Source organism: Methanobrevibacter ruminantium M1 (genome assembly GCF_000024185.1).
In the GTDB taxonomy this organism is placed as follows: domain Archaea; phylum Methanobacteriota; class Methanobacteria; order Methanobacteriales; family Methanobacteriaceae; genus Methanobrevibacter; species Methanobrevibacter ruminantium.
Window position 1 is genome coordinate 2,730,113 of the sequence record NC_013790.1, and the last position, 18,675, is coordinate 2,748,787.

General features: G+C 33.8%; 15 protein-coding genes and 1 pseudogene. 4 read left to right on the forward strand and 12 right to left on the reverse strand.

What is annotated here, in order from left to right; genetic code table 11:
• Positions 1 to 55: 55 nt before the first annotated feature.
• Together MRU_RS10510 and MRU_RS10515 are read right to left on the reverse strand one after the other, a co-directional pair.
• On the reverse strand, positions 56 to 1,840 hold the full coding sequence (locus MRU_RS10510) for a Mur ligase family protein (RefSeq protein WP_048812528.1): 1,785 nt from the start codon (positions 1,838 to 1,840) through the stop codon (positions 56 to 58).
• Between the two features lie 197 nt (positions 1,841 to 2,037).
• On the reverse strand, positions 2,038 to 3,534 hold the full coding sequence (locus MRU_RS10515; RefSeq protein ID WP_012956890.1) for a Mur ligase family protein: 1,497 nt from the start codon (positions 3,532 to 3,534) through the stop codon (positions 2,038 to 2,040).
• An 877-nt stretch (positions 3,535 to 4,411) separates the two neighbouring features.
• On the opposite strand from MRU_RS10515, the gene MRU_RS10520 reads away from it, so the two are divergent.
• Both MRU_RS10520 and MRU_RS10525 read left to right on the forward strand, forming a co-directional pair.
• The gene (locus MRU_RS10520) at positions 4,412 to 5,383 is read left to right on the forward strand and encodes a hypothetical protein (RefSeq protein WP_012956891.1); all 972 of its coding nucleotides are present in this window, start codon (positions 4,412 to 4,414) and stop codon (positions 5,381 to 5,383) included.
• A 115-nt stretch (positions 5,384 to 5,498) separates the two neighbouring features.
• Positions 5,499 to 5,852, forward strand: coding sequence for a hypothetical protein (locus MRU_RS10525; RefSeq protein ID WP_012956892.1), 354 nt, complete (start codon positions 5,499 to 5,501; stop codon positions 5,850 to 5,852).
• 58 nt (positions 5,853 to 5,910) lie between these two features.
• Here MRU_RS10525 and MRU_RS10530 read toward each other — a convergent pair whose 3' ends face one another.
• The 6 genes from MRU_RS10530 to MRU_RS10555 all read right to left on the reverse strand — a co-directional run bounded on the left by MRU_RS10530 (position 5,911) and on the right by MRU_RS10555 (position 13,242).
• Positions 5,911 to 7,146: an aconitase X gene (locus MRU_RS10530; protein WP_012956893.1), complete on the reverse strand. Its 1,236-nt coding sequence runs from the start codon at positions 7,144 to 7,146 to the stop codon at positions 5,911 to 5,913.
• Between the two features lie 190 nt (positions 7,147 to 7,336).
• Positions 7,337 to 8,296 (reverse strand): PLP-dependent cysteine synthase family protein, encoded by a 960-nt coding sequence (locus MRU_RS10535; RefSeq protein WP_012956894.1) that lies wholly within the window; start codon positions 8,294 to 8,296, stop codon positions 7,337 to 7,339.
• Between the two features lie 480 nt (positions 8,297 to 8,776).
• Complete coding sequence (locus MRU_RS10540) at positions 8,777 to 10,075, reverse strand: single-stranded-DNA-specific exonuclease RecJ (protein WP_012956895.1); 1,299 nt, start codon at positions 10,073 to 10,075, stop codon at positions 8,777 to 8,779.
• 52 nt (positions 10,076 to 10,127) lie between these two features.
• Complete coding sequence (locus MRU_RS10545; protein WP_012956896.1) at positions 10,128 to 10,526, reverse strand: 30S ribosomal protein S15; 399 nt, start codon at positions 10,524 to 10,526, stop codon at positions 10,128 to 10,130.
• Between the two features lie 289 nt (positions 10,527 to 10,815).
• The gene (locus MRU_RS10550) at positions 10,816 to 11,373 is read right to left on the reverse strand and encodes an XTP/dITP diphosphatase (RefSeq protein ID WP_012956897.1); all 558 of its coding nucleotides are present in this window, start codon (positions 11,371 to 11,373) and stop codon (positions 10,816 to 10,818) included.
• Positions 11,374 to 11,544: 171 nt separating this feature from the next.
• Positions 11,545 to 13,242, reverse strand: coding sequence for a bifunctional N(6)-L-threonylcarbamoyladenine synthase/serine/threonine protein kinase (locus MRU_RS10555; RefSeq protein ID WP_012956898.1), 1,698 nt, complete (start codon positions 13,240 to 13,242; stop codon positions 11,545 to 11,547).
• 530 nt (positions 13,243 to 13,772) lie between these two features.
• Between MRU_RS10555 and cobT the strand changes: the two genes are divergently transcribed.
• Positions 13,773 to 14,837, forward strand: a complete 1,065-nt coding sequence (gene cobT / locus MRU_RS10560; protein ID WP_012956899.1) for a nicotinate mononucleotide-dependent phosphoribosyltransferase CobT — start codon at positions 13,773 to 13,775, stop codon at positions 14,835 to 14,837.
• A gap of 262 nt (positions 14,838 to 15,099) precedes the next feature.
• Here cobT and MRU_RS10565 read toward each other — a convergent pair whose 3' ends face one another.
• From MRU_RS10565 to MRU_RS10575, 4 genes are all read right to left on the reverse strand, one after another.
• Entirely contained in the window at positions 15,100 to 15,300 is a 201-nt protein-coding gene (locus MRU_RS10565) for an LSM domain-containing protein (protein WP_012956900.1), read from the reverse strand.
• A gap of 110 nt (positions 15,301 to 15,410) precedes the next feature.
• Positions 15,411 to 15,557: a hypothetical protein gene (locus MRU_RS11975; RefSeq protein ID WP_012956901.1), complete on the reverse strand. Its 147-nt coding sequence runs from the start codon at positions 15,555 to 15,557 to the stop codon at positions 15,411 to 15,413.
• 202 nt (positions 15,558 to 15,759) lie between these two features.
• Complete coding sequence (gene surE, locus MRU_RS10570; RefSeq protein ID WP_048812531.1) at positions 15,760 to 16,533, reverse strand: 5'/3'-nucleotidase SurE; 774 nt, start codon at positions 16,531 to 16,533, stop codon at positions 15,760 to 15,762.
• A 166-nt stretch (positions 16,534 to 16,699) separates the two neighbouring features.
• The gene (locus tag MRU_RS10575; protein ID WP_012956903.1) at positions 16,700 to 17,410 is read right to left on the reverse strand and encodes a thymidylate synthase; all 711 of its coding nucleotides are present in this window, start codon (positions 17,408 to 17,410) and stop codon (positions 16,700 to 16,702) included.
• 454 nt (positions 17,411 to 17,864) lie between these two features.
• On the opposite strand from MRU_RS10575, the pseudogene MRU_RS12245 reads away from it, so the two are divergent.
• Positions 17,865 to 18,302: pseudogene (locus tag MRU_RS12245) on the forward strand (restriction endonuclease); the annotation flags it as partial.
• Positions 18,303 to 18,675: the final 373 nt, after the last annotated feature.

An 18,675-nucleotide genomic window follows, 5' to 3' on the forward strand; every position in this document is an offset into this window, starting at 1 on the left:
TAAAAAAAATAAATCAATTTAGATTAATTAAATATTCAAAACAGGACCTAATCAATCAAAGACTATCACAGAAGTCTTTAATAGCTGATTCAAACTTAAATGCAGCTTCTCCGATGATGAGAATGATATCAGTATCAAGGTTCAATGCCTCCTTAAGTCCTCCTATCACCTGGTCTTCGCTTGCTCCAAGTGTTTTAATGGATTCCTGCTTTAAATCCTCATCTGTCAATACAAAAGTCTTGCAAAGCTCATCTAAAGTATAAACACTATTTAAATGAAGTTCTTCTTGCCTGTTTTCCTTTGTCAACTCAATAAGCTTATCGGCAGCATACCTGCAGTCATGTGAAGCAGGGACAATATAATCCACTTTTCCAATAGCTGAATCAAGTATATCGAAGTCCCCTTCAACCCCTGACTCCGAACTGACTGTAATAACTACACAAGTCTTGTCATATATCTTGGATATGGCATCCAATATGGTCTCGACCCCTGCAGGATTATGGGCATAATCCACCATGATTGTAGTGTCTTCTATTTTATCGATTATCTCCATACGGCCAGCCACACCTTTGAATGTGGACAATCCTTTTTGAATATCCTGATTGGATAGGCCTAAAAACTCTTTTGCAGCGATTATGGCTCCAACTGCATTGTATACATTATGAAGTCCATCAAGTGTCAGCTTAAATTCAAACTCATCGTCTCGAGATGCAAGATTGAAGCTGCGATTCATTAAATCTATATCCTTTGCAATGTAAACAGGCTTTTCATACTTTATTCCACACTGGCATTCATAGAATCCGCTGCCTGAGATGGTTTCATATATCTTAATATCTCTGCCGCACCAGCATGGCTTTGTGTGGATTTTGATAGGGGAAACAGAATCAAATGAGGAATCAAAATCGAATTCATCGATTTCCAACTCAAAATTATCGAATTCATCGATTTCCACCCCAAAGCTAATGGATTTGCCGCTGTAGTTCAACTTATCCAAAAGCCCTACAATGGTAGGATCGTCGCTATTGTAAATCAATAGGCCGTCGTTTTCTTCGATTCCCTCTATAAGCTCACCCTTAACTCTCGCATATTCAAGAAATCCTCTGTCGATATGGGATACCTCATCGTCACCAATATCCAATGAAATTGCGCTTAGACTTTCATCAACGCCGTCCTTATGGTCATCAGGGTCAACCAGGTGGTCGATTGTGATGTTCGTCAAGATTCCATAATTTGGATGGGTCAAATCGATTACAGACTTCAATCCGCCAGGAGTGCCGTCTGTTCCAGTTTCCAAAATAGCCACATCCCCATGAAGCCTTGTCTGAAGTGATGGAATAAATTCGTTGTTTCCCTGCATCCCCTTAAGATTGTGTTCGGCAGGGCTTATTCCATTGGAATATGCAATATGCTTTAAAAGAGTTGTTGTGGTGGTCTTTCCATTAGTGCCGCTAATGCATAAAATAGGTTTGTTTGCCTTGAAAAGCTTAAAAATATCTCCTAAATGAAGAATATCAATCCCCTTCTCTCTTGCAAGCTCTAAAACCTTAGCATCATCACTCATGCTTGGAGGTGGAACTATAAAGTCTATTTGCTTAAAGAATTCATCTGGATGGCCTCCAAAGAATATTTCAATATCATAATCATCAAAGGATGAATAGAATCTGCAATCTTCCTTAGATGAGATGTCTGTACCGATTACCTCATATCCGTTATCCATAATGATACGAGCAACAAGGTTTCCAACTACGCCACATACTCCAATTACGCCAAAGGTCTTGCCCTCTAAGTTAAGACCTTTCAATTCTTCATCAGACATACCAGAGAGCTCTAAACTTTGCAATTTAAACACCTCATAGATAAATAAAAAAAAGAAGTAAATTTAGAATAATAAGTTCAAAACAATGATAAAATAATAATATTTCAAGATTTAAGTTTTTAGATAAACAATAAGTTCAATTATTTAAAATAATTAATTCACAGAAAAAAGAAAAATAAATAGTTTAAAACTAAAAAAAATTAAATTTTTAGATTTAAACTTCATTTGTACTTCTTACAACCTTCCTCAAGGCCTGTAACTATCTTTTCCATAATTCCTTCAGGGTCCTGCATCAATTGAGGTCCAAGGTGAAGAATGGTATCTCCTGGCTTTGAATACTTGATTGCAAGCTCAGCCCCTTCCTGCATGGTTCCAGCTATAACTTTAACTGCATCTGAGTCAACAGCTGCATCCAATAGCTCTTGAGCAGGCTCAAGATCTACCCTTTGATAAACCTCATTAAATCCTGTGGCAACCATGACATTAGCATATTTGCCCATAAGCTTACCGGTTTCCTTCTTATCTCTGTAAGTGGAAGTATCAAAGTTATCCAGAAGCAGAACAAGACTCCTATCTCCTAAAAAGTCAAGAGCGACTGTAATACCTTCAATAAGATATGATGCATCAATATAAACTTCCCTACCATTGTAGTCTCCAATATACTCCATATGGACAGAAAGACCCTTGAAGTTAGCAAGCCCTTCCTTGATTATCTCTACGCTTAATCCATATGCCATTGCTATAGCAGTTGCTGCCACCGCATTCTCATAATAATAGCTCATCATATGGAACTCAGACTGGAAGCTTCCTTTTCTAAGCTCATTTGACTTGTTTCTAAACTTATAGCCAATTTCAATAGCGCCTTTAGCACTGTCTCCAATGAAATTGCATACTTGGCCTTCTCCGATAGCTATCTCTTCAAAGTTTGCTATCTTGTCAAAGAAGAGTGATTTCTTGGATGGGTCATAAGCAGGGAGGTCCTTAACCATTGCGTAAAAGATTGCATCAGGTCTTGCTTCCTTTACGGTGTCCTTGCAGTGAATGCTTGTAATGAAGTTTTCGCTGTTTTTGGCAATGAACATCTTCCTTTGGGTGTATCTTTCCATAGAGCCACCGAACTCTGAAAGGTGCTCCTCATATATGTTTAAGAGTGCTCCAACCTTAAGCTTAAGCTCTGCCATAAGGCCGGCTGTTCCATGAGGAAGCTCAAGAACAGCAATGTCAGACTTTTCAGGAATTCCCTTGATTATTCCGTCTACAATGACTTCGCTTACAAGGTTTTGAGTCATAGATGAGCAGATCCAAACCTGATAACCTGCAGTTCTGAATATTTCAGTCACCATATGGGTGGTACTGGTCTTGCCTACGCTGCCGGTTATTCCGATTATGTCAATGTCAATGAAGCTGTCTGCCAATCTGCCAAAGTCATCATTGGTGAATACGTCTAAATCAGCTTCCTTAATGATCTTATAGGCTGGAGAGTTTTCAGGAACTGTTGGAGAGAGATAGACTGTGTCTATTCCATCAAGACTTGGCTTGAATACTCCTAAGTCCAATTCAACTCCTTCGCTTTCCATAAGCCTTAATGTCTTTTGAACATCCATATGGAAGTCTTCTATGTTCTTGGGATCTGTTATCTTAACCGTGTGGCCAGCATAATTTAATAATCTTGCAACAGGACGACCTGCATTTCCTGCTCCTACAACAATAACATTCATTTTTACACTCCAAATATGCAATAGTTTTAAATTTAGATTATATATAAGGTTAATTTTTTTAAAGAATTTTTATTGAATAAATCTGATAAGTTTTTATAAAATTATGAATAACTTATTAAAAACTTATGGTTTATTAATTTATATGATAATATTTATTATTTTTATATAACTTAAACTTTTTTAAAAAATCAGTCAATTTTAAAGAATTTTAATAAAATTTTGCTTATTAAATTTTGTCTATAGGGGTTTAGTAAAAAACTAATTTTTTTAAGAAAAATCAAATTTTAATTAAAGCTGTTTAAATTAGAAAAAAGTCAAAAATATCAGACATTTTTATAAATAGTTATATATAGTAAACTTAAACTCAAAATAGAACAATTATATTTAAATAAAAGTAATTATAAACTATCTAGCAAGAGTTCAGTTTCATACAACTTTCACACTCTCACATCAATTTTACGAAATGACAACAATTTCACACGACGAAGTCAATTTCACATTTTAATACAACTTTCACACGATGACATCAATTTTACGAAATGACAACAATTTCACACTTTCGTACAACTTTCACACGATGACATCAATTTTACGAAATGACAACAATTTCACACTTTCGTACAACTTTCACACGATGACATCAATTTAACACTATGAAGTCAATTTTACGAAATGAAATCAATTTTGATGTAAAAGTGTTAAAGAAGCAATATAAATACTTTATATTTAATATAAAGACTATTAAATGCTCTAAAAAGCAAAATATTTATATATCTGTTCGTTCATACCTTTAACTACACCCCCAAAAATAGGGATGCCTAGGTGAAATAAAATTTCTTGCAAAAAAATAGGGGAAAAATATAAACGAGCAGATACTATGAAACGACCCAAAAAAATGTACAATCCAGAGGACATGTTTATAAAAAGAAGCAATACATACCTTGGAAGAGTAATGCATAGTTTTCTTAAACTCCCAGGCAGATATGTAAACAGCAGAACAAACCAATATCCTGACTTTTTTGGAAAGGAAAGAAAAACTGATGCAACTATATTAGTTGATTTGGAATTAGAAATGGAAGAATCTGAAGTTCTAGAAAGCTCATATGAAGTTTTTGTAAGTGAAAAGGAAACTGAAGAGATCCCTCAATTAGCAGAATGCCTCCACAATGAAAAAGGAAAAATGATTATCGACATTGAAGATGAAAGTTCAAAAGTAGATAAACAGACTTTAGCAAAAGATTTTGAATATAATTATATCATTCATTATGAATCAGGATTACCAGTTTATTCTGTCATAACAACCCCTATTCCATTAAAAAGATGTAAGACATGTTACATATCTGGAAATACCGTCTTTAAGCCAATTATAAAATCTTATGATGAAATGGATGGTGAAGCTAAATTAAAAGAATTTCAAGAAAAATATGAAAGAGGAGAATATTTTTCTGATTTGGAAGGGTATGAACTAATCAGCATCCCTAGAATGTATGGTGAAAAAGGAAATGAGGTCATTGAAGAAGTTTGCATCCTATTTAATAAAATAAAAATGAAAAATGGAAGAGTGAAAATACAATTAGCAAGATGTTTAGACTGCCTTATAAACAAATATGGCGGAACATTAGAAGAAATAAATCGCTTAGAAGGACTGATAAACATGACAAAACTAATAAATCTAGAAAAAGAATATGAAGATAGACTAAGACAAGAAGGAGAAGAAAAAGGAAGACAAAAAGGAAGACAAGAAGGAAGACTAGAAGGAAAACTAGAACTAGCAAGACAATTTGTTGAAGAACTAGGTGTGGATAAAGTTTCCAAGATTTCTAAAATTGAAAAAAATCTTTTACTATAACTTCCCTCCAAGAAAAAACTCAAATTATCCTTGCTATTTTAACAGTTTAATAAGTTTTAACCAGAAGAGATATTTTTCTGATGTAGAAGGGTATGAACTAATCAGCATCCCTAGAATGTATGGCCAAAAAGGAAATGAAGTCATTGAAGAAGTTTGCATCCTATTTAATAAAATAAAAATGAAAAATGGAAGAGTGAAAATACAATTAGCAAGATGTTTAGACTGCCTTATAAACAAATATGGCGGAACATTAGAAGAAATAAATCGCTTAGAAGGACTGATAAACATGACAAAACTAATAAATCTAGAAAAAGAATATGAAGATAGACTAAGACAAGAAGGAGAAGAAAAAGGAAGACAAGAAGGAAAACTAGAACTAGCAAGGAAACTTGTTAAAGAATATGGTGTAGATGAAGTTGTAAGAATAAGTGGCTTAAGCAAAGAAAAAATATTAAATGAAAAAAATTAGAGAATTAATCCTCTAAAAGGATTAAACCCCTCATTTAGACAAAAACAAAAAAATTAGACTATTCAAAGTCCAATAAATCCTCTATATCATTATAAATTACCCTTAATCCACACATTGAAGGGACATAATTGGCTGCCTTTGCAGAGTTAACTCCAATCACTTCATAGCCCATCTGTTCGATAGGAGCAACTACCATACATGTATCACAGCAGATCTTACCACCTGCCTTTTCAATTGTCTCAAGATAGCCTAAACGTTTAGCAGCCTCTTTAATATTAATTGAAGTGCAGACCCAAAGCTCATTTTTAATTTTTTTACCCTTAACTATCTCAGCAACTTCCTTTACCTCTTCAAGGGAAGCATGCGGACAGCCTAAGCAAACCAAATCTGCATAGCCATCTGCAGTGGATAATTTCTCTCTAGTACTTACTATATCATCCTTAGTGATTGTAATCTTATTCTCCACATCATCAATAGCTGCATTTGCAAATTCCGGAGTGACATCTTCCACATGGTAAAGTGCTACGGCACCACTTGAAGCAAGTGCTGCGCCAAGTGCCTTTAGATTGCCATTGGATACCTCATAAGGTTTGTTTTGCATTTTAAAATAAGGAATTCCATCTTTAACTATCTGACCTACTGCATAGCCTAAAGCGCCAAAGTCGGCTCTCTCAAGCTCTGATTCCACTTCAACAAGAAGATTGGCCTTTCTATTTTCCTCTAAATGGAAGCCATATAAAGGAGTTTTTCCCACAATAGCTGCAGCAAGCGCCCCAGGACCTCCTTCACGATTGGTTCGAGCCCCAATAACAGAATTGACATAAGCCACAGCAGATGATTCAGACCAGGAAACATGATCTCCAAACCTTGGAACATTTCCAATGAGATATGGAGTGCAGGTACAGGTTGTGCTTATTCCTAGAGCTCCATATGCATTGCAGATATCTACTTGCTTTCGAGCAAAATCAGCTGGAAAACCAAAGTCCTCCCAGTTGTCAAGGTCAGTTCCAGCAGGATTAAGTGTAGCAGAGATTGTTGCTATCCCGCTTTTATCGCTGATTGTGCCATTTTCATTATATATGATTTCAGAAGTGCTTGCAAGGTCTTCAAGGTATTCAAGTCCGGCTTGACCTATAGTCTTATAGGACACTCCAGAGACCTGCGCAGACTTAATGTCTACGAACTTCTCGGCACCATAAATGTCTCCTAAAGCAATAAGTATGTCCATGCTTTTTCTAATGGTCTCTCCATATTCTCCATTAGCCATCTTTTCTTCTTCATTAGTTAAAAACATAAAATTCCTCGTGTTTTATGAATAAAATCATAAGTATTTAGTCCAAATAGTTAAAATAAAATGTATTTACTCCTAAGAGTTAAAATTAAGGGTATTTACCCCCAATAATTAAAATTAAGGGCATTTGTACCATATATGTAATAAAATTTTTAGTCCAGCTTTTACGTCTCAAAGGGCCGTTAAAAGTGATTTAGACCACTTCAAAATCAATAATATTAATCTTATTAGAAATCAATTCAGGATTTTCATCAATCGGCTCAGACAATTTAGTAGTTATGTACTTCTTATTGTCATCTGGAAATACTGTAGCAATCTTCAAGTCATCATTATCCATTATGACGCTTGCCAAGAAGTTAGCTCCGCTTGAGATTCCAATTCCTAAACCAAGCTTCTGTGCAATTATCTTTGACATATTGATTGCATCGCAGTCATGTATTAAGACAATATCATCAATTACGTCCTCATCAACGATTCCCGGAATGAAATCATCTCCGATTCCTTCAATAAGGTGACTGCCTTCATCCATACCCATTTTAAGAATGGATAATGTACTTGGCTCCAATGCAAATACTTTAGATTCTGGATTATAATCCTTTAATCTTTTGCCTATTCCCATAAGAGTTCCGCCAGTTCCTATTCCTGAAACAAAGGCATTTACATCTGGAAGATCATCAATGATCTCTTGGCCTGTAGTTTCATATTGGGCTTCCACATTAAGTTCATTGTCAAACTGAAGAGGCTTATATGCACCGATTTCATCTGCAAAGTCATCTACAAGCTCAAGAGCCTTCTTGAATCCTCCGTCCTCTTTTGAGACAAGATGAACTTCAGCTCCATACATTTGAATAAGCTTTCTTCTCTCAAGAGAGACCCAATCAGGCATGAATATGTGAACCTCATGGCCAAATAGCGCACCGATTGCACTGAATGCTATTCCAGTATTACCGCTAGTAACCTCTATAATCGCTTGGCCATCCTTAAGATTGCCTCTTTCCTTTTCTTTTTCAATGATATATAATGCTATCCTATCCTTTATGCTTCCAGAATAGTTGTAAAATTCAAGTTTAGTATAAATACTGCCAGTTTTTCCTTCGTATTCATAATCAATCCTAATCATTGGTGTATTTCCAACTAGTTTTCCAATATCCATAACATTACTTCCAGTATCTAATAAAAAAAAAATAATCTTAATAAATCGATAATAATTAAATATCTAATATTATAATTTATGCATTTTGATTATAAAATACTTTATTATAATTCGAGTTTTTTACTTGGAAATTTTAATTGCACTACTATTTTTATGGTTGAATATAAGAGCATTTTTACACATGCTTAAACAATTTTGACAATTATAATCTTTTAAAAAAGTTTAATCTATAAGTAAAACTATTGCTAAAATGATAAAAGTTTAAAGTATAAATAAAACTAAAAAAATAGACAAATTAACTAAATAAAAACTATCAAAGCTTAAAAACCATTAAAATATAAAAATAAGCAAATTAACTGAATAAAAACTATCAAAGCTTAAAAACTATTAAAATATAAAAATAGATGAAATAAATAACTAAAACGATAAAAAAAATCTTAAAAGTCATTAAAAAAAGAAATAGCTAAGGGAATTGCTTAACTATTGCAATTGATCTTCAACTATCTGATCAAGCAAATGTAAGAAATTATCCTTAGCCTCATAAGGTATCATAGCACCTGCAGCGATGTCATGACCTCCTCCTTGTCCGCCAAAGTTAACAGAGGCATCAGCTAAAGCCTTGCCTAAATTAACTCCACGTGCAACAAGGAATCTGGTTGCTCTTCCAGAGACTTTTATATCATTATGAAGTCTGGACAAGCCAATGACAGGTTTTTCATCGCTTAGAATCTTAGCTGACATTCCAACTCCTGCTATTGTACCCATTATGCTTTTTAAAACTTTATCTTCGCTATAAAGATACTGGATACTGCCCAATTGCTGAGCGCCTTCACGGCTGATCCATTCAAAACCTTTGGTAAGGTCTTCCCTATATCTCTTTTGAAGTTTTAAAGCCTCGTCAAGAGATTTTTCTCTTTCGCCTAAAATTATGCTTAAGGCCAAGCCATACTCCTTGTTCTTTCCACAGGCATCAAGAATTGATGAATACTCTTCCAGATCCCTTAAAACAGGATGTTCGCTTGGAACACTGTAAACGTCACCAAATATCTGTGGATTGACCTTTACAAGCTCATCCTTAACAACATCCTTTTCCTCATCTTCCAAATCCAAGAAGCTTATGCCATATGAAACCCCCATTTTCTCAAGGAGCTCTTGAGAGTTATCCAATCTGCCAGTTAATCCTGGCAAAGCAGGGTTCAAGGTATAAGCAATTGATTTGTATAGAGGCTCTTGGGCCTTGGAAACAATTTTTAAGTCCTCATGAAGTTCCAAGTTTCCAGCTTCTTGGCCGTCCTTTAAGATTAGTTGATTTATGCCTGTAAATCTATTGGCACATTGCATATCACCAAAAGCACCGATAAGCGCCATATAAGCCAAATGCTTCTTGTTCATATTTCTAACCACTAAATAGCTAGAGCCTGCTCCGCTTAAATGGCGACTTCCGTCGATTCCAAATAAGTGAGGGTTAACATGAATGAGATTATCCTTTGGCTCGTGCTCGCTTGGCTGGTGGTGATCTGCTACAATCACATCAGATTTAAGACGATTGAGCTGCTTGATACAAGCGCTTCCCATATCTGAGAAAACATATAATTCATATTTTTCCTTAGATACGTCTCTGATAACGTCCGGCTTTAATCTAGGAACAATAGTTATGTGAAACTGTCCGCCTTCTTCCTTAATGGCGTTTGCTATAACACCTGCTGCTGACAATCCGTCAGCATCATTATGAGAAATTAATCTAATAATGTCTTCATTTTCGATATGCTTCTTAAGCATATCACATGCAACACCTGCCCTATACAATAGAGCATTTTCTTCATCACTAGATTTATTTGACGAGAAGTGCTGCTTTTGTTGGATCGTATCTCCATCCTTCTGGTAATTGGCCATTTGCCGCATAGTATCTACCTAATCTACGAATTCTAGATTCAATGATAGTTAATCCTCTTCTACCATGAAGGTCTTTTGGGTTTTCTTCTAAATGATCTCTGATATTTACTGCTCTTCTAATTAAGTTCATTAAATCTTCAGGATATTCATCTGCATGTCCGTTTCTTCTTAAGATTTCAGTGATCTTCTCACCGGTTACTTCCTTAACGCTAGGAATTCCGTATTGGTCTCTTAAGATAATACCAATTTGACTTGCAGTTTTACCTTCTCTTTTAAACTTAACAATAAATTCTTCGATTTCTTCATTAGAATACATAATCCAATCTGGTCTTGCCATAAATATCCTCTCCAATAAGTTTTTTGATTATTTATAGTAAGGTCTTTTTAAAACTCCTTAAAAAAATTAATTAATGAGTAAAATGAGAAACAACTTTTATTTTAAAAAATCAACCTTTTGACTAAGCAAAATAACTTAATGACTATTCAAATCCTTTCATATACCATAGTTGAACCATAGATTAGATTGGAATTTAAAAAATCCTAGATTAAATTATCTTTGTCAAATGACAATTTAGAAAAAATTAAAAAATTATTCATCATCTTGGCCTAGATAGCAAATGATAAAATTATTCATCATCTTGGCTTACATACCAATTGATAAATTTCTCTAAAGAGTTTCTTCTATGTGAAAACTGATTTTTCTCTTCAGTAGTAAGCTCTCCAAAGGTCTTGCCCTCTTCCGGCACTAAAAATATCGGATCAAAAGCAAAGCCTAGATTGCCTCTTTCTTCATGAGCGATTTGACCTTTGACACGCCCTAAAAAGACCTTGGGCTCAGAATTGGGAGCGCAATACCCAATAACTGACCTGAATTCAGCGTATCTATCGTCAATTCCATCCATAAGTTTTAAAATATTTTCATTTCCAAGTGAATCTTGCACATAAGATGAATAAGTTCCTGGAAAACCGTTTAAAGCTCTTATGAATAAACCAGCATCTTCCACAATCACAGGTCTATTTAATTCTTGGCAAGCATATTTTGCACCAAATTTAGAAACATCCTCAAGGGTTCCTTGAGGTTCCATGTAACCTAAATCAATATGCTCGAGTTTAACACCAAAAATTTGAAAAATATTCTCTGCTTCTATTACTTTATGTTCGTTCCCAGTTATAAATGTTATCATAGTTTTAATTATATGAAAATGTTTTAATAAATTTATCTAATCAGATAAAAAACATGAAACGATTTTTTAAAAAGAATGAAAAAAAGATAAAAATTATTTAAAATAGAAAAATAAAGGCTTATTAACCCCCATTTCAATAGCAATTATGAAAATACATTAAAAAAGATAAAATCAATGAGTATATCTGCCCCTGCTTTCAATATCTGCAATATTATCAATTATCTTATCGGAACCATAAGATTCCAATATCCAATTAAAGCATTCATTTGCTATATCATAATCTATGCTTTGGAATGATTTCTTTAAAACCAAGAGGTCTGCTGCCTTATCTTCCAATAAATCTGAATACTTTCCAAGGCCGAAGTCAAAAATAGCTAAATTGTTTGCAAAATCAAGATTATCTAAATTAACGCCATTATTGAAATCGTCATCAGATTTAGAGAAATCATCATTAGAGTCATTAGAATCATCGCTTAACAAGATCATATTAGAACCAGTCAAATCTCCATGGATTATGTCTCCATCATGGAATAATCTAATGTTTTCCCCAATTGCATAAGATAATTCCTTCCTTTTATCATAATCCAATTTATGCATCACATCCTTAACAAGAGGTCCATTTAGCTTTTCCATAACTATATATTTCTCATCCAAATTGATATCATACAAAATAGGGCTTCTTATACCTGTCTTTTTAACATCTGAAAGGATTTTAGCTTCGCTTTTAGTTCTTTGCCTTCTTATCTTATCATCAATTTCTCTTATCCTATATGATTTAGAGACCCTTTGCTTTACAATAGCGTCCATTCCAAGCCATTTTGCTTCAAAAATATCAGATTCGGCACCCTTTGCCTTTAATTCTTCTGGAAGATTTAACTTTTCCTTTCTGTTATCTACCCAAGGAGCATCCACTTCGTCAGTCCTGAACCTTTGTATGATTGCAGTGTCCTTAATGTCAAGTGGACCGAAGTTATCATACATCAATTGACCTAGCCAAGCAATCATTACACCATTGTCCCCAGAATATTTCATTTCAGGCATATAGAACTTAGCATAATGCTCTTCTGCCATAATCTTCATCATGTCCCTAAGCCTGCTGTTTGCTGAAACTCCTCCACACAATAGAACCTCATCCTTTTCAGTATGAGCCAGTGCACGCTCTGTTACCTCAACAAGCATTGCAAATGCAGTTTCCTGAAGGGAAAAGCAAATATCCTCTATTCTCTCACCATTCTCATGGGCACGAAGTGCAGAGGATAAAAGTCCAGAGAAAGAAAAGTCCATGCCCTTTACAACATAAGGCAAATCAATATAAGAACCATCTTTAGCAAGCTTTTCAACAACAGGGCCTCCAGGATGTCCAAGGCCGGTCTCACGGCCAAAGTGATCAAGACAGTTTCCTATTGCAATGTCTAAAGTCTCTCCAAAAATACGGTATCTGCCAGATTCATATGCAATGACTTGACTGTTTCCACCGCTTACATATAATGTTACAGGGTTTTTTGCCCCAGTATCAAGCTTTCCTATCTCCACATGGCCAATGCAGTGATTAACTCCCACAATAGGAATTCCTAAGCTAAGGGCAAGACTTCTAGCAGAGCTTGCTACGATTCTAAGTGCAGGACCAAGTCCAGGCCCTTGTGAAAATGAGATTAAGTCAATATCCTTATAATCAAGGCCTGCCTCTTCCATTGCCTGTGGAATTAGCTGTGGAATCCATTTAGCATGATGTTCAGCAGCTTCACGTGGATGAATCCCTCCAACTTCAGGGTACAATTGCTTTCCAGCCATAGCCAATACATTTCCATCACTGTCTACAATTCCAATCCCCGTCTTTTCTGCAGTTCCTTCAATTCCTAAAGATATCACTTTCAATGCACCTATTTAAAAATTATTAGATTTAATTTCTATTATTTAATTTATAAACATACATTTATAATTTTTATCCAAAATTCAAACATTATGCTAAATTTGAATGTCTATTCTTTATCTATCTTATGCCTTTTAGGATATTTAAAAATTTGAATGTCTATTCTTTATCTATCTTATGCCTTTTAGGATATTTAAAAATTTTCATTGAAAACATAAAAAACATAAAAAATTTTTATGATTCTTATGTTACTTATGTTTCTTATGTTTTTCACTTATTTTATCCAATTATCAAAATCAACAATCATAGAAAGATATTAATATTTTATTATCCAATTAATATTTGTAGAGTTTATAATTGACTTCATAAATAATAAATGGCATTAAAAACCATATAATGCTTTTTAAGGACTAAAAATCATTAATTAATGATTAAAACTACTAAATCAGCATTATATGAATGAGTAAAATTATTAATAAAGATTATAAAAAATTCTAAAAAAAACAATTAAAACTTATAAGATGATAAAATGATTGAAGGATTAAAGACATACGGCTCAGATAAAATCGTAGATGAACTTAAAGACTTAAAGAATCCTATTTTTATATGTACAATAGCTACAACAGAAACATCTAAAATCCCAGGACTTACAGGAGCAGGAGCTACTCCAGAACTGACCAAATACACACCTGCAGGGGATGCAGAGCTTATCCTAGAGGGAGAGGTCAAATGCATGAAGGACATACCACAGACCGTCATCGGAGAGGTTGTCACTCCAACTCCTTCCATGATTACAAAAGGTTCCCTTGCCCTATGCGACTGTCCGGTTATGGTTCTTGATGCCGGAAGCGAAATAAAGGCACAAACTGATGTATTTGACATTAGCGACGGAAAGCATGGAATGGACATACGCACTGGAAAGGCTGTCGAAGACTCAGAGGAACTCTTTGAAAAAGGATACTCTCTAGGAGAGATTTTATCTGAAAAGCATGGATATATCGTTGTTGGAGAAAGCTTACCAGCAGGGACAACCACTGCCCTTGGAGTATTAGTTGGCCTCGGATATGATGCGAAAGGAAAGGTAAGCGGATGCATGAACACCAATCCACATGAGATGAAAAATGAGCTTGTTGATGAAGGATTAAAGAATGCAGGGATTGTTCCAAGCAAGGACAATAATCCATTTGATGTTGTCAACGCTGTTGGAGATCCTATGCTTCCAGCAGTTGCAGGACTTATAATGGGTTCCAGTGTGCCTGTAGTTTTAGCTGGAGGAACTCAGCTAACTGCAGCTTGCGCAATAGTTAAGGCATTGGATGATGAATTCGACTTTTCAAACACCTGTCTTGCTACAACATCCTTTGTTGTAAAGGATGAGACTGCTAATATTCTTGATATAATCAGCCAGATAGATGATATAACTGTAAATGCAGTTAATCCAAACTTTGAAATATCCAAAGTTGAAGGATTGAAGAATTATACTAAAGGATATATAAAAGAAGGTGCAGGAGCTGGCGGAGCAATGTTTTTAGCTCTTCTTTTAGGCAATGACATTAATAGCATTAGAGAATCCATAGAGGATGCATGCAGTTAAAAAAAAGTTAAAATAATGCTTAAAAAAAATAGTTAAAATTAACTTATAATAATCGAAGAAAACAAGCTTAAAAATGAATTATAAAAAATTCTTTAATTAAAATCTACATTTTTGTAGATTTTATTTTTTTGACTTAAAAATTAGTTTGAATAATATAAAACAAAACAAAGAGGGCTAAAAACTAGCCTAAAAGAGTTAAAAATTATTAAAAAGAGTTAATAAAAGTAGTGAAATGAATATAAGAAAAAAAGAAAGAATGAAATTATTCTTGAATAGAAATAAATGCTACTTTTCCACCTTTAATAACTTTTAAACCATTTCCATCATCTAAGACTAAATTTAAAAAGTTATCAATGGTGATAATTTTTCCTTCAACTTCTTCCCAATTCTTTAGTCCTATAAGGACATTTTTACCTTTAAATTTAGCAAATTGCTTGTTTACTTGAAAATTATCATTAGCCATTACAATACCTCAAAACTTTAAAAAATATAAACATTAGAAATTATTATCAATGAGTGATATTAATATTATATTTTTAATGTGTAATAAACTTATTTGAAAAACCAAAAAAATTAATTAAGATTTAATTCATGCAAAAGTTTATCTCTTTCTTCTCTAAGTTCTTTTAATAATTTTTCATCACTACATCCTTCTTTTTCCAATTTAGCTAATGTATGAGTTACAGCTTGTAATGTAGCTTCAAGTTGATTAATTGCCATATTATGTCTCCAAAAATTTTTAAAAAATATTTTTAATTAGATTTACTTTGTATCTTATATTATATATTGTTTGTGTATTATGAAATAAAATTTTTATTAGGGATTTAAATCTATCTAGAACATTATTTAAAAGGCCAAATCTCCCCAAGTATTATTTAAAAGCCCAAATCACCATAAGTATTATTTAATAACCTAAATCTCTCTAACCATACCACTCTCTTAAATAATCCATATTATGAGTCATGTCCAAAGTCAAAGGAGTGATTGTAGGTATATTCTGATTTAAAATATCAATATCTGAATCTTTAGGGTTTCCCACATATTCATCTCCATTAATCCAATAATACTCCCTGCCTCTTGGATCATGTCTTTTCTCTACAACCGGCCAATACATCCTATCTCCTAAAGGGCAAATCACAGGCTCATAGGAATCAGGATGGCTAGGAACATTAAGATTTAAAATGTCTATGCCTTTAGGAAAGCCGTCTTTGATTATCTTTTTTACAAGCTCCCTTAAGACCTTGACGCTAGATGAAAAATCTATCTCTATTTCCCCTTCATCAAACTTCAAGTCATCATCTGAAACATGCTGGCTTACTGCAATTGTCGGAATATTGAATGTGGCTGTTTCGATGGCAGCTCCTAAAGTGCCGGAAGTGGTTAGCTCTGCCTTACCAGTGTTCATACCAGTGTTTATTCCAGATATGGCCAAATCAGGACATTCGTCAAGAAGCTCGAAAAGAGCGATTGTTACAGCGTCAGTCGGAGTTCCAGAAACTCCATATCCAATGTCATTGTCGGCTAAAATAACCTTATTTACTCTTAATGGTTCAAAAAGAGTTAATGCATGCCCAATTCCGCTTTGCTGATTAGATGGTGCAACAATAATTGCATCTCCCAAGTCTTCAACTGCATGCTTTGCAGCAAGAATTCCAGAAGCGTTTACACCGTCATCGTTAGATAATAAAATTTTCATATGAATCATTTATTTAAGTAAGATTTAAAAAAAATTGAAATAATTGCTTAATAAAAAAAGAATTTTTGGCTTGAATGAATCAAGCCTAAAGCATTTAATTATTTATTAAATGTCTAATAAAAAACAATGAATAAATAAAAACCAATAAGTAATTAAATTGCTAAATCTATTTAAGAGCAGCCTTATTAGCAGAAATCAACTTCCTAGCAGCCCTCATATCATTATTATAGATATGCCCTGAGGTAGAGTGATAATGGATACCGCCAAAGTTCAATTTCTCTCCCATAATCTCCTTATTGACTTCCTCTTTCATCTTTATTCCCATATAACATATGAAGAACATATTTGAGTAGAATGCTCCAAAGATGTCATTGGAACGGAATATTACATGGATAGTCAATTCCCCATCCCTAACAAGCATCTGTACAAACTGGAGACATGGAATGTCTTCCCTATCATGGTCCAATTTAGGATCGTAGGTTACAGCAACAGCTCTGTTACTTCCTGTAGCTGTTAGGATTCTCTCTTTCATAACTTCAAACTGATCTACACCAAAATGCTCAAGGATACGATTAGGATAAGTATAGACAAAGCCCTGATCGTCTCTTATTTCAAAAGACTTTACATATTCATATAAAGCATCACCTTTAATTGGACAGGCGTCAATATCATATCTTCCCTTCTTGATTTCCTCTAACATAAGCTCTGGAGTCATATGCTGATATTTAGCTCTGAATTTCAAGTCAAGAGGATCATCAATATAGTAATAATTACCAAGATATTCCTTAAGATGATGATCGCTGTCCTTATAGGTTTCTTTACCTTCCTTAAGGATTTTATTAACAAATTCTAAGTAACATTGACCAATAGATAACATAATAAACAAACCGTTAGTCTTTTTTTAAATAAAATATTTGATTTTAATAAATTTAGCTTTTTTAAAATTAAGCCTTAAGTTTAATTTAGCTTTTTTAAAAATAGCATTTTAAGATTTAATTTAAAATTAAATTTTTTAAATTATAATATTTTTATCTATGTTTTTCCATATTAATTAATTTATTTATTTTTAAATAATTCTAGAAAAATCATCGTAATAAGTTTAGAAAAATATCTAGAAAAACAATCACAAAAAGTATAGAAAAATATCTAGAAAAAATTCTAGAAAAGTCAACACAAAAAGTATAAAAAATATCTTAAAAGACCATCTTTAAGAAGGTTTTTGAAAAACATAAACTTTAAAAGTAACAACTCCCAAGCTGAATAATAAAATAAAATTATATATATTGAAAAAATATAAATATATTATATTAAAAAATAGATTAGGTGAAAACGTGGAAAAGCCACAATTAGTTAATTTTATAGCTAAAGTGCTTGAAGATTCTGGCTTTAAAGTCTATAAGAACTTTAAAACTTCCCAACAGACCGTAGATATATATGCAGTCTTGCCAACATCAATGGGCGATTTTGGTATGGTTGTTGCATGCAAAAACTATGACAAGGAATGGGAAGTTGGAATCGATGTCTTAAAGGAAATGGAAGTTATCGGAAAGAAACTTAAGGCATCAAAGGTCAGCGTTGTCACAAGTTCAGGATTCTCCTCACAGGCAAAAAGATATGCTGAAGAGAGGAAAATCAAATTGGTAGACAGAAACGATCTTGTAGCCTTAGCTAAAAAATACAACAACAAGAAAAAACAGGAAAATGAACCGGTAAGACTTAGAAAGGAAAGTCCTGCTAATATCGATAGGGATTCATTCTATAATAGGGATGTAAGCCGTGACTACATAGACAATGTAAATGGCACCCAATATGATGCCGGACTCAATAGAGTCCCAAATCCATATGACAGCTATGAGGAATATGAATCAGATATCGATTATTATGAAAATCAGGTGGGAGGAATTGACTTAAGCGGATACAGCGCGTATGATGATGACTTATATAGGGCTGAATTCCTTAATAGGCACCCTAGCAATGAATCCAACTATAATGGATTATTGATTGCAAACAATCGAGACCCATATGTAAATTCCAAACCTAGTTCCAATAGCAGAAGTCTATTCTCTAGAAATAAAGCGACTGAAAAGCTTAGCAGCTTAAATTCAAGAGGATACACAAAAAATACAAACAATAATAATAACA